The organism is Actinocrinis sp. (assembly GCF_035946395.1).
Lineage (GTDB): Bacteria > Actinomycetota > Actinomycetes > Streptomycetales > Catenulisporaceae > Actinocrinis.
In genome coordinates this window covers 1-12,301 of sequence record NZ_DASYZI010000326.1, presented here as the reverse complement: position 1 = coordinate 12,301, position 12,301 = coordinate 1, and the positions used below count along the sequence as shown (strand labels likewise).

Genomic DNA, 12,301 nt, shown 5'->3' with positions numbered 1-12,301 from the left:
CAGGGCCGGCCGGGTTGGCGGGTGCTGGCCAGTTTCAGCTGGCCGGTTCCGGCTGCGATGCGCCGGCTGATTCGTACGGTGATCGGCCCGGTCACCACAGTGATCGGTTCGACTACTTACGGGTAACCTGGTCTGGATTCGGGGATGGTACGGCTCTAGGCTTTGCGCTATGACGACGAGCAGCGCGACTCCGCAGGCTGGCCCCACCCCAGCAGGCCCGGGTGGTTCGGCCTCGGGCGGGCAGGGCGGGAACGGCGCGCGGCTGGCCTCGATACGGCCGCACCTGCCGCGGGAGTTCGTCGCGCGGCTGGTCGAGGGGATCGTGGTCGGGTCGGCGGCCGGGACCGCGTCGATACACGCGCCGCTGACCGGCGAGGTCATCGTCGAGCTGCCGCAATCGGGGCCCGGCGACGTGCGGCACGCTTTCCAGAAGGCGCGCGCCACGCAGCCGGCTTGGGCCGCGCGGCCGGTCGGCGAGCGGGCCGAGGTGCTGCGCCGCCTGCACGATCTTTTGTTCGACAACGAGCCGCACCTGCTCAATCTGATCCAGATCGAGACCGGCAAGTCTCGGCTCAGCGCCTATGAGGAACTGGCCGGTGCGTCGGCGGCGCTGCGGCACTACGCGGCCGCCGCCGCCGGGTATCTCAAGCCGCGGCGCAAGCCCGGCTTCTACCCGATGCTGACGAAGGTCGCCGAGGTGCGGCACCCCAAGGGAGTCGTCGGGCTGATCACGCCGTGGAACTATCCACTGGCGATCGTGATCATGGACATCGCTCCGGCACTGGTCGCCGGGAACGCCGTGGTGCACAAGCCGGACAACGCCACGGCGCTGACCGCGCTCTACACGCGGCAGTTCGCCATCCGCGCCGGGTTGCCGGAGGACGTCTGGCAGATCGTCACCGGCGAGGGCCCGATCACCGGCCCCGCCGTGGTGGACCATGCCGACTACGTGGCCTTCACCGGCTCGACCCGGACCGGGCGCCAGGTCGCGCAGCAGGCCGCGGGGCGGCTGGTCGGCTGCTCGCTGGAACTCGGCGGCAAGAACGCGATGATCGTGTTCGACGACGCCGACGTGGAGAAGGCGGTGCAGGGCGCCCTGCGCGGCTGCTTCTCCTCCGCCGGGCAGCTGTGCGTCTCCATCGAGCGGCTGTACGTGCACTACTCGCTGCACGACCAGTTCGTCGAACGCTTCGTCACCGAGGCCAAGGCGCTGCGGCTCGGCGGCGGCCTCGACTACTCCGCCGAAATCGGCTCGCTCGCCTCGACCAAGCAGCTTGAGACGGTGACGCTGCACGTGGAGGACGCGCGGGCCAAGGGCGCCAAGGTGCTGTCCGGCGGCCGGCGCCGCCCCGACGTGGGCTCGCTGTTCTACGAGCCCACCATCCTGTCCGGGGTGACCCCCTCGATGACCGTCTACGCCGAGGAGACCTTCGGGCCGGTGGTGTCGATCTACGGGTTCCGCAACGAGGCCGAGGTGATCGACGCGGCCAACGACACGCCGTATGGCCTCAACGCCTCGGTGTGGAGCCGCGACAGCAAGCGGGCCCGGGAGATAGCGCTGCGTATGCACACCGGGATGGTCAACATCAACGAGGCCTACGGAGCCGCGTTCGGGTCCGTAGGCGCGGCCATCGGCGGGATGGGTGACTCCGGGGTCGGCCGCCGCAACGGCGCTGAGGGTATCTGGCGCTACACCGAGTTGCAGACCGTCGCCCAGCAGACGATGCTGCCGACCGCGCCGTGGTTCGGCATGGGCCCGGAGAGGTTCACCAAACTGATCTCCGTCCTGCTGCGGACGCTCAAGCGGTTGCGCCTGAAGTAAGTGCCGGCGCCGAGCACGGCGCAAAGCACGGTGTCGAGCACAGGGTCGAGCACGGCGTAGAGCAACGGCCGGGGTGCGGTGAACCCTTTTCGCGGTAAAGACTTGGTAATGTCCGCGACCTCGCTTTCGGCCACCGTATCGGTACCAGTACCGTGTAGGCGCAGATGGCACCGACCGTCACCTCTGTGAGGGCCTCGGCTTGGGGGAGCGCGGGAATGGTGGATCTGACGACCGCACAGTTGTCCTAACAGGTTTTCCGGAACGACGGGGATGGTGAACATGGCCGGATCCTTCAACACAGACGCCACCACGATGCAGAAGGCGGCGCAGCAGGTCCAGCAGGTCAGCGACGAGATAAGCGGTGAGCTGCGGGCGCTCCAGGGCAATCTGGACCCGGTGGCCGCCTCGTGGAAGGGCGCGGCCGCGTCGGCCTTCCAGCAGCTGATGGTGCGTTGGAACGAGGACGCCGCCAAGCTGACCAGCGCCCTGCAGGGGATCGCCGAGATGCTGGACTCGACGAACAAGAACTACACGCAGGTCGAAGAAGCGAACCACTCGCAGATCAGCAACATTCTGTCGGGGCTCGGCTGAGCCGCGCGGCGTTGCCGCCACATCGCTTCGTCCCGCCGTGCGGCGGGTCTTCGACTTTCGAGGGGAGTAGCTAGAGATGAGTGGATACTCGGGTCAGGTGCTCGTCACTTTCGAGACGATCGCGCAGGCCTCGCAGAACGTGCAGCGTACCTACCAGAACCTGACGCAGAAGCTGGACGACCTGCACAGCTTCCTCGCGCCGATGGTGGCCGAGTGGACTGGTTCGGCCTCCGAGCAGTACCAGCAGAAGCAGCAGCAGTGGAACCAGGCGCAGCAGGACCTCGGCCAGGTGCTCCAGGCCATCGGCCGGGTGCTGGAGGAGACGCACAGCTCCTACCAGCAGACCGAACAGGCCAACACCAGCGCTTGGGGCTGAGCGGGTTCAGCGGGTTCTGCGGTACCCCGATGGCTGCTGCGGGCGGAGTGCTAAGGTTGCCGCGTGCTTCGGTCGCGGCGATTTAGCTATGGCTTTCCGGCAGGTCCGGTAGGCCGAGCGGTCGCGCGCTGACTACAGCCGCCAAGACCACGAATGGCGCCCCGGACCGGCAGGGTCCGGGGCGCCATCGCGTCCGCAGCGGGTTCTGCCGAACGCGGCGCCTTCCGCCACGTGTATCGCGTTGTCGCGGTGCCGACCAGGAAGGACCGCTCATGGCTGCAATCGACACGGACGGCGCGGACGGCGTGCTGTCCGGACGCGAGCGGATCGACGCGCTCGACGCCCGGATCACCGAACTCGTGCAGCGCCGGATCGACGTCTCCAAGCAGATCCAGGCGGCCAGGCTCGCCGACGGCGGCCGCCGGGTGGACCTGCGCCGGGAGAGCGAGATCATCGCCCGCTACAGCGATGCGCTCGGCCGGCCGGGCACGGCGATCGCGATGGCGCTGCTGGAACTCGGCCGCGGGCGGGCGTAACCGGACGTCGGATCAGTCGTTGTCCATAGCGGATGGACCGAGGCGATCGGCCCGGACCGGGAAGCGACGACCGGGCCGCGGCTGTGGGACCTCGCCCCGGCGCGGATCCGCCGGCAGGGGACAGCCGGCAGCGTCAGCGTTCTCCATTCCCGGTCTTCGCGGCCGTCCGCACTCGGCGCGGCCCGGTCAGGTCGGCCGCGAAGGCTCCCGGTCGGCGGAGGGCTATGTAAGTGTGTTTATGTTCCTGTGTTGCCACATTGTGGGGCCTGTCCGGGGCACGCCTTAGACTGGTCGGCATTATGGACTCCACTTCCCCGCTGGTTCTCGTCGTCGACTTCGGCGCCCAGTACGCCCAGCTCATCGCGCGCCGGGTCCGCGAGGCGCGGGTCTACAGCGAGATCGTGCCGCACGACACGCCGGTCGCCGAGCTGCTGGCCCGGCGGCCCGCCGCGGTCATCCTCTCCGGCGGCCCGTCCTCGGTGTACGCCGAGGGCGCGCCGCACGTCGGTGCCGAGCTCTTCCGCGCCGGGGTGCCGACGCTCGGCATCTGCTACGGCTTCCAGGCCATGGCGCTGGCGCTCGGCGGCGTGGTCGAGCACACCGGGACGCGCGAGTACGGCGGCACCGACCTGGCCGTCGCGGAACCCGCCTCCACGCTCTTCGCCGGCACGCCCGCCGCGCAGTCGGTGTGGATGTCGCACGGCGACGCCGTGTCCGCCGCGCCGGAGGGCTTCCGGGTCAGTGCCCGCACCGCCTCGACCCCGGTGGCAGCCTTCGAAGACGACGTCCGGCGGCTGTACGGCGTACAGCACCACCCCGAGGTGCTGCACACCGCGCACGGCCAGAAGGTGCTGGAGAACTTCCTCTACCGCGGCGCCGGGATAACCCCGAGCTGGACGATGGTCAACATCGTGGAGGAGGCGATCGAGTCGATCCGCACCCGGGTCGGCGAGCGCCGGGCGATCTGCGGCCTGTCCGGCGGGGTGGACTCGGCGGTCGCGGCGGCGCTGGTGCAGCGGGCCATCGGGCACCGGCTCACCTGCGTCTTCGTCGACCACGGGCTGCTGCGCAAGGGCGAGGCGGAGCAGGTCGAGAAGGACTTCGTCGCGGCCACCGGGGTCGCGCTGAAGGTGGTGGACGCCAGGCGCCGTTTCCTCGACGCGCTGGCCGGGGTGGTCGACCCGGAGGAGAAGCGCAAGATCATCGGCCGGGAGTTCATCCGAGTCTTCGAGCAGGCGCAGGCCGAGATCGTCGCCGGGAGTGTGCATGCGGGGGACCCGGGCGGTTCGGCCCTGGCGGACTGGTCTCTGGTGCAGGGCACGCTCTACCCCGACGTGGTCGAGTCCGGCGGCGGCTCCGGCACCGCGAACATCAAGTCGCACCACAACGTCGGCGGGCTGCCGGACGACCTCGAATTCGAACTCGTCGAGCCGCTGCGCAAGCTGTTCAAGGACGAGGTGCGCCGGGTCGGCGAGGAGCTCGGCCTGCCCGCCGAGCTCGTGTGGCGCCAGCCCTTCCCCGGTCCCGGCCTGGGCATCCGGATCGTCGGCGAGGTCACCGAGCAGCGGCTTGACCTGCTGCGCGAAGCCGACGCGATCGCCCGCGAGGAGCTGACGAAGGCGGGGCTCGACCGCGAGATCTGGCAGTGCCCGGTGGTGCTGCTCGCGGACGTGCGCTCGGTGGGCGTGCAGGGCGACGGGCGCACGTACGGGCACCCGATCGTGCTGCGGCCCGTGTCGTCCGAGGACGCGATGACCGCGGACTGGACCCGGCTGCCCTACGACGTGCTGGCACGGATCTCCACCCGGATCACCAACGAGGTGCACGACGTGAACCGGGTCGTGCTCGACGTGACCTCCAAGCCGCCGGGCACCATCGAGTGGGAGTGACCGAGCGGGAGTGACCCGCCCGTGTGGGAATGGGCCGGTCCCCGCACGGGGCGTGCTGCCGCCGGTGTACGCTCCGAGCTTGCTGCCGATTAGCTCAATAGCTGCCGATTACGCGAGTGAGGGAGGGCGCGGGCGTGGCTGACGGACCCGAGGGCCACAGCTCGATCCGGCGGGACTACGACCGTGAGCTGGCTCAGTTCGTCGAACGCTGCCGTGAGTTCGCGAACGGCGACGGGTTGCCCGGCGCGCTCGCGCACTCGGACACCGGTGCCCGGCAGTGGGTCTCCGACGAGTTGACCCGCCGGGCCGGGCGGCTGGCCGTGGTCGCCCGCGAGGAGAACGCCGCGTGGATCGCCCTGGTCGGCAGGCAGGTGATGCGCGCGGCCTGGTGGCTGGTGGCCGCGGTGCTCGTGGTCGACCTGGCCACGCTGCCGCTCTCGGCCGGCTGGACCATGCCGCGCACCGCCTCGCCGGTGGCCTTCCTGGCTTTCGCCGGGCTGTTCAGCCTGATGAGCCTGGTGCACGCGGACATCGGCGGCGTGCTCTGCTTCCTGGTCGGGGTGGACGGACGGCTCTCGCTGCCGCGCACGCTGTCCGTCCTGTGGGCGGCCACGCTCTTCACCGCCTTCGTCTACTTCGGCGTCGAAGACGTCGCGGCCGGTTCCCCCGAGCAGCGGGCCGACGTCGGGGCGGCGATATCGCATCCGCACTGGGAGTATCTCGCGCTGCTGGCCACGCCGGTCGTCGTCGCCGCGGTCGGCGGCCTGGTGAGCGCGGCGCGGATGCGCCGGCGGGCCACGCCCTACCTGCCCGGCCAGCGTTCGCAGCTGCGCGACCTGCTGGTCGAGGACACCGGCCTCGGCTCGCTGGCGGCGGCCGTCTGGCTGCCGGTGAACCTGGTCGCGGTGCTGTTCCTGGTGGTCGGCCTGGCGAAGAGCCCCTACGATCTGCCCCGGCTGCCGGACGCGGTGGTGATCGTGGCGCTCGGCGCGGCCGCGCTGTACCTCGGCGTCAAGCTGGCCGAGGTGCGCCGGCCCGTGCTGGTCTCGGTCGTGCGGGTCCGCGCTCCCGGCGAGCCGGACGGGCCGATCCGGCAGGGCGACGAGATCGAGATCCGCGGACTCGGCTTCGTGCCGCCCGCCGCGTCGGCGCCGGACCAGCTGGCCCGCATAGTGGTCAAGCTGGGCCCGATCCACATCCACGTCCCGCTGGTGCCGGACACCGGGGGCGGCTTCACCAATCCGACCGACACCTCGGTGACCGTCCCCGTCCCGTATGAGGCCGAGCCCGGACCGTGGACCGTCCGCGTGGTCACCGCGTCCGGGCTGGAGACCACCGACTACCCGCTGGACATCCTCGCCGACGAGGTCTGACGGACGGTCCGATGCGGACCGCGCTCTACCAGTCCGTGTTGTACCGGTCGCCGCGGTTGGCGCGGTCGCGCCGGGCACGCAGCACGGCGCCCACCACGCCGGACAGCCCGAGGCCGAGCACCAGCAGCGAGAGCGTCCATCCGGCGTTGACGGCCAGGTGGCCGCCGGAGGCCAGCAGATAGGCGCCGCCGATCAGGAAGAAGACGATCCCCGATCCGATCGACACCGGGTCGCGGTCCGGCCCCTGATCCGGCTGCCGGTTCGGCCCCTGGTTCGGTTCAGTGGACACGCTGCACCTCCACGTCTCCCAGGCCCGCCTTGAGGTCGAGCATGATGGTTCCCTTCGCGGTGCCTTCGGCGGAGGAGCTGAAGACACGGGTAACGTCGAGCCCGGAGTTCCGCTCGCCGTTGACGAACTGCATATGCCCGGCACCCACGTGCAAGGTGGCTTGGAGCGCCACGTCGTAGGGCACGGTCACGATCAGCTGGCCGACGCCGACGTACGCGGTGACGTGCACCGTGCCGCCCCCGGGATCGATCGCCGACAGGTCGAGTTCGCCGCGTCCTGCGGCCAGGTCGTACGACGAGGCGAGAACGGCCGCCGAGACCGGTGTCCACGTCGTGTCGCCCGTCTCGCCGCGCAGCGGCACATTGATCGCGCTGGCCAGAATCAGCGGCACGACCAGCACCAGACCCAGCGGGATCAGCGCCCGCGCCCTTCCGAACAGTCCGCCGACGATCATCCCCGCCCCAACCGCCATGACGGCCAGGGCCAGCCCCGCCGTCCAGCCGATGCTGATGGCGCCCGCCTCGGCGAGCACCCCGACCACGCCCAGGGCGAGCAGCGCCGCCGACAGAGTCAGGCCGTTGACCCGACGCGGCTTCCTGCGCGGGCCCGGCCCCGCGGCAGGGCCGGACGAGCCTGGCTCGGTGGGCTGAGGCGTGCTGAATGCGCCCACGGCGTCCTGCGGCTCGCCCGCGTTTGTGCCCGCCGGGTCGGCCCCGGTCCCCGGCGCCGGCGGCGCTGCCACCGGACGCTGCCACCACGGCCGCGGCTGCTGCGCGCCGGCCGGCCCCCAGAACCTGCCGGTGAACTGTGCCTGGCCCTGTCCCTGCGCTCCCCGCTCGCGCTCGCCGAGCCACAGCAGCACCGCGACGATCGCGGCGGCCAGCAGCAGCAGGGGAATCGCCCGCCCGAAGCCCTGCCCGAGCACCGTGACCATCACCATGAAGCCCAGCGCCGCGAGCACCGCCACCGCGACGGCGGTGACCTCGCTGCGTCCGCTCAGCAGCTTTCGCGCCTCGGACTCGCTCTGGCCCTCGTCCGGCACGAACAGCCACGCGGCGGCGTAGGCCAGCAGCCCGAAGCCGCCGAAGAAGGTCAGCAGCGCGAACAGGATCCGGAAGACCACCGGATCGATGTCCAAGTGCCGGCCCAGGCCGCCGCAGACTCCGGCGATCATCCTGGAACGGCCGTCCCGGCGCAGCGGCGGACGTGTCGGAACCGGCCCCTGCTCCGGTCCCGGCCCGGGCCCCTGCCCCTCCCACAGCCCACGTGGCCCCGCGTTCTCTTGTTCGCTCATGGGTACCAGCCTGCCGTGCCGCGCGGCCGCCGCCATCGGGCGACCCCAGGATCCGACCCCGAACTTCGCCCCCGAGACGGACTCGGGGTGAACCCCGATGTACGCACCCGGCCGGCCGTGTGAGCATGGCTGATGTGATGCCGCTGTGATGCCGCCGCTGCCCGAGGGGACGCGCCGCCTGTACCGCTCCGCGCAGGGGCGGCTGCTCGGTGGTGTCGGCCGGGGGCTGTCACTTCACCTGGGCGTGGATGTATGGCTGCTGCGGCTCGCTTTCGTGCTGCTCACCCTGGTCGACGGCGCCGGAGTCGTCGCGTATGCAGCGTTCTGGCTGCTCGCTCCGCTCGGGCGGGTGCCACCCGCCGAACGCTCCGCCCCGCGCTCCGGTGCCCGCGCGGCCGTGCTGGTGGTGCTGGCCGTGGAGGCGATCCTGGTGATCGGGGTCGACCGCGTGGACACTCCCGGGACGTGGCGCGTCCTGCTGCCGGTGACCGCCGTGGTGATCGGCCTCGCGGTGCTGTGGCGCCAAGCGGACGACGAGCAACGTGCCCGCTGGTTTCCCGCGCGCCGCAGCGGCCCTGCGGCGCTGGCCCGCACGCTGGTCGGCTCGGCCGTGGTGCTCGGCGGCATCACGGTGCTGGTTTCCGGCGGGTCGCCGTGGGCCCGCACCGGCCGGGTCCTGCTGGCCGCGCTCGCGCTGCTCGCCGGGGTGCTGCTGATCGCGCTGCCGTTCCTGCTGCGGGTCCTGCGCGACCTGTCGGCCGAGCGGTCCGAGCGGATCCGCTCGCAGGAGCGCGCGGAGGTCGCGGCGCTGATGCACGACTCCGTCCTGCACACGCTGACCCTGATCCAGCGCAGCAGCGCCGAGCCGGCCGAAGTGGCGCGGCTGGCCCGGGCACAGGAGCGGGAACTGCGCGCCTGGCTCTACGACGGCGGGCCACGGCCGGGCAGCCAAGCCGCGCCGGAGAGCTTCACGCAGGCGGTGAAGGCCGCGGTGGCGCAGGTGGAGGACCGGCACGGCGTGCAGATCGAGGTGGTCACGGTCGGCGACGCGCCATTGGACGACGGCCTTCGCGCGTGCGTGGCCGCGACGAGAGAGGCGGCGGTGAACGCGGCGAAGTACGCGAAGGGCGCGCCGATCACCGTTTATACGGAGGTTGAGGTGCGGGGCGGGCGCACGCAGAGCGCCGAGGTGTACGTGCGCGATCGCGGGCCCGGCTTCGACCTGGACACGGTCGCGGCGGATCGTATGGGCATCCGCGAGTCGATCATCGGCCGGATGAAGCGTCACGGCGGCCAGGCGAGCATTCGAACCGCGCCCGGTGAGGGTACCGAGGTACGCATAGAGTGGCGCCGTGACTGAGCGCGCTGTGACTGAACCTGGTGTCCCGATCCGCTTGGTCCTGGTGGACGATCATCGGATGTTCCGCACCGGTGTGCGTGCGGAACTGGACGAGGTGGCCGGCTCCGCGGTCGAGGTCGTCGGGGAGGCCGACGACGCGCCGCGGGCCGTCGCGGTCATCCTGGCCACCCGGCCGCAGGTGGTGCTGCTCGACGTGCACCTGCCGGGCGGCGGCGGTGTCGAGGTGCTCAAGCAGTGCGTGGCCCGCGCGCCGGAGGTGCGTTTCCTGGCCCTGTCGGTGTCGGACGCCGCCGAGGACGTCATCGGGGTGATACGAGCAGGGGCCCGCGGCTACGTCACCAAGTCGATCACCGGCGCCGAGTTAGTGGACGCGGTACGCCGGGTCGCGGACGGTGACGCCGTCTTCTCGCCGCGGCTGGCCGGCTTCGTGCTCGACGCGTTCTCCGGGTCCGCCGCGCCGGTCGACGAAGAGCTCGACCGGCTCACCGCGCGCGAGCGCGAGGTGCTGCGCCTGATCGCGCGCGGGTATGCCTACAAGGAGATCGCCCGCGAACTGGTCATCTCGGTCAAGACGGTGGAGAGCCACGTCTCCTCGGTGCTGCGCAAGCTCCAGCTGTCCAACCGGCACGAGCTCTCGCGCTGGGCGACCGCGCGAAGGCTCGTCTGAACCAGTAAATTAGTGAGTCTTTCTCATATATAATGGTCGCCAGCTTGCCGAGACGATGGGGGTCTGGTGACGGCGAACAGGGGCGAGGACGGGAGCACGGCGAACGCCGGGAGCGCCGAGGACGGCGGCGAGCGCTGGCTGCGCCGGCTGCTCGGCTACACCTGGCGGTACAAGCGGCTGGTCGTGATCGCGACGGCCGCCTCGCTGGCGATCACCGGGATCGGCGTCGTCGTGCCGCTGATCCAGCGCACCGTGATCGACGACGTCATCCTGCGGCACTCCGCGCCGCTGCTGCCGTGGGCCGTCGCGCTGGTCGGCGTCGCGCTGCTTAACTTGGTCGTCTCGCGCACCCGCCGGTATGCGGGCGGGCGGATCGGCATCGAGGTGCAGAACGACCTGCGCACCGACGTCTTCGACGCGCTGACCCAGCTCGACGGGCAGGGCCAGGACAAGCTGGAGACCGGGCAGATCGTCTCGCGCTCCTCCTCCGACATCAACATGGTCGCGCAACTGCTCGGCATGACCCCGATGCTGGGCGGCATGCTGCTGATGTTCTTCAGCGCGCTGGTCGCGATGCTCGTGCTCTCCCCGCTGCTGACCCTGATCGGGCTGGCGGTCGGCCCCGGCCTGGCCGTGGTCACCACGCTGGCCCGCCGCAAGCTGTTCCCGGCGACCTGGGACGCCCAGCAGAAGACCGGCGCGCTGGCCGGCGTGGTCGAGTCCGCGGTCACCGGGGTGCGCGTGGTCAAGGGCTTCGGGCAGGAGCGCCAGGAGGTGGCGAAGCTGGAGCGGGCCGCCCGCACCCTGTTCGCGGCCCGGCTGCGCTCGGTGCGGATGACCGCCAGGTACAACCCGACGCTCGGCGCCATCCCGACCCTCGGCCAGCTCGGCGTGCTCGCCTTCGGCGGCTGGCTGGCGCTGCGCGGCGAGATCACCCTCGGCACGTTCCTCGCCTTCGCCTCCTATCTCACGCAGTTCGCCGGTCCGGTGCGGGCGCTGTCCACCTTGCTGACCTTCGGGCAGCAGGTGCGGGCCAGCGCGGTGCGCGTCTTCGAGGTCATCGACTCCAAGCCGCTGATCGCTGATCGCGCGGACGCACTCCCTTTGCCGGACACACGCGAGGACGGCGCGGCGGACGTCGTCTTCGACAGCGTGACCTTCGGTTACGTGCCCTCTCGGCCGGTGCTCAAGGGTCTGACGCTCGACGTGCGCGCCGGGGAGACGCTGGCGCTGGTCGGCTCGGCCGGTTCCGGCAAGTCCACCGTGGCGATGCTGCTGCCGCGCTTCTACGATCCGCAGTCCGGCACGGTGCGGATCGGCGGGCACGACCTGCGCGAGGTGACGACGGACTCGGTGCGCGCGTCCATCGGCCTGGTCATGGAGGACGCGTTCCTGTTCTCCGACTCGGTGCGCGCGAACATCGGCTACGGCCGCCCGGACGCCACCGAGGAGCAGATCCGCGCCGCGGCGCGGGCGGCGGAGGCGGACCGGTTCATCGAGGAGCTGCCGCAGGGTTATGACACGGTCGTCGGCGAGCAGGGCCTGACCCTCTCCGGCGGCCAGCGCCAGCGGGTCGCCCTGGCCCGCGCGCTGCTCACCGACCCGCGCATCCTGCTGCTCGACGACGCCACCTCGGCGATCGACGCGGCGACCGAGGCCGAGATCCACGCGACGCTGCGCCGGGTGATGGCCGGGCGCACCACGATCCTGATCGCGCACCGCCGCTCCACGCTCCAACTGGCCGACCGCATCGCGGTGCTGGACGAGGGGCACCTCGTGGACGTCGGCACGGCGGCACAACTGGAGGAGCGCTGCCCGCTCTATCGGCTGCTGCTGTCCGGCCCGGGGGACGACGCGGAAGGCGTGGACGCGGGCGAACTGGGCAGTGTCGAGGATCACGGCGCAGTCAATGGCGGTGTAGTCAACGGCGGTGCGGTTAACAGCAGTGCAGTTAACGGCGGTGTAGTCAATGTCAGTGCGGTCAACGGCAGCATCGCCAACGGGAAAGCTCTCAACGCCCTCAACGGGAAGGCCGTCGACGGTTCGGTGCCCAATGGTTCGGCACCCAACGGTGTCACGCCCGCGCTCTGGGACCGCTCGAAGG

At 71.2% G+C, this 12,301-nt stretch carries 11 protein-coding genes; 9 read left to right on the top strand and 2 right to left on the bottom strand.

Going from position 1 to position 12,301, the window contains the following annotated elements; all coding sequences use genetic code 11:
- The first annotated feature begins 169 nt into the window (after positions 1-169).
- From VGS97_RS20530 to VGS97_RS20505, 6 genes are all read left to right on the top strand, one after another.
- Complete coding sequence (locus VGS97_RS20530) at positions 170-1,822, top strand: succinic semialdehyde dehydrogenase (protein WP_326855224.1); 1,653 nt, start codon at positions 170-172, stop codon at positions 1,820-1,822.
- A gap of 279 nt (positions 1,823-2,101) precedes the next feature.
- Positions 2,102-2,413 carry a WXG100 family type VII secretion target gene (locus tag VGS97_RS20525; protein ID WP_326855223.1) on the top strand — a complete coding sequence of 104 codons (312 nt, stop codon included), beginning with the start codon at positions 2,102-2,104 and terminating at the stop codon, positions 2,411-2,413.
- Positions 2,414-2,510: 97 nt separating this feature from the next.
- On the top strand, positions 2,511-2,789 hold the full coding sequence (locus VGS97_RS20520; protein ID WP_326855222.1) for a WXG100 family type VII secretion target: 279 nt from the start codon (positions 2,511-2,513) through the stop codon (positions 2,787-2,789).
- Between the two features lie 272 nt (positions 2,790-3,061).
- Complete coding sequence (locus tag VGS97_RS20515; RefSeq protein ID WP_326855221.1) at positions 3,062-3,325, top strand: chorismate mutase; 264 nt, start codon at positions 3,062-3,064, stop codon at positions 3,323-3,325.
- A 299-nt stretch (positions 3,326-3,624) separates the two neighbouring features.
- Complete coding sequence (gene guaA, locus VGS97_RS20510; protein WP_326855220.1) at positions 3,625-5,214, top strand: glutamine-hydrolyzing GMP synthase; 1,590 nt, start codon at positions 3,625-3,627, stop codon at positions 5,212-5,214.
- A 134-nt stretch (positions 5,215-5,348) separates the two neighbouring features.
- Entirely contained in the window at positions 5,349-6,587 is a 1,239-nt protein-coding gene (locus tag VGS97_RS20505; protein ID WP_326855219.1) for a hypothetical protein, read from the top strand.
- A 25-nt stretch (positions 6,588-6,612) separates the two neighbouring features.
- Here the strand turns inward: VGS97_RS20505 and VGS97_RS20500 are convergent, their stop codons facing one another.
- Complete coding sequence (locus VGS97_RS20500) at positions 6,613-6,876, bottom strand: hypothetical protein (RefSeq protein ID WP_326855218.1); 264 nt, start codon at positions 6,874-6,876, stop codon at positions 6,613-6,615.
- Positions 6,866-8,170 carry a PspC domain-containing protein gene (locus tag VGS97_RS20495; RefSeq protein WP_326855217.1) on the bottom strand — a complete coding sequence of 435 codons (1,305 nt, stop codon included), beginning with the start codon at positions 8,168-8,170 and terminating at the stop codon, positions 6,866-6,868. The genes VGS97_RS20500 and VGS97_RS20495 overlap by 11 nt, the downstream gene beginning before the upstream one ends.
- Before the next feature lie 148 nt (positions 8,171-8,318).
- Between VGS97_RS20495 and VGS97_RS20490 the strand changes: the two genes are divergently transcribed.
- The 3 genes from VGS97_RS20490 to VGS97_RS20480 all read left to right on the top strand — a co-directional run.
- A complete protein-coding gene (locus VGS97_RS20490) occupies positions 8,319-9,530 on the top strand; it encodes a PspC domain-containing protein (protein WP_326855216.1) in 1,212 nt (403 codons plus the stop codon).
- Between the two features lie 7 nt (positions 9,531-9,537).
- Positions 9,538-10,197, top strand: a complete 660-nt coding sequence (locus VGS97_RS20485; protein WP_326855215.1) for a response regulator transcription factor — start codon at positions 9,538-9,540, stop codon at positions 10,195-10,197.
- A gap of 66 nt (positions 10,198-10,263) precedes the next feature.
- Positions 10,264-12,301: ABC transporter ATP-binding protein (locus tag VGS97_RS20480; protein ID WP_326855214.1), on the top strand; the 2,038-nt coding region annotated here is incomplete at its 3' end.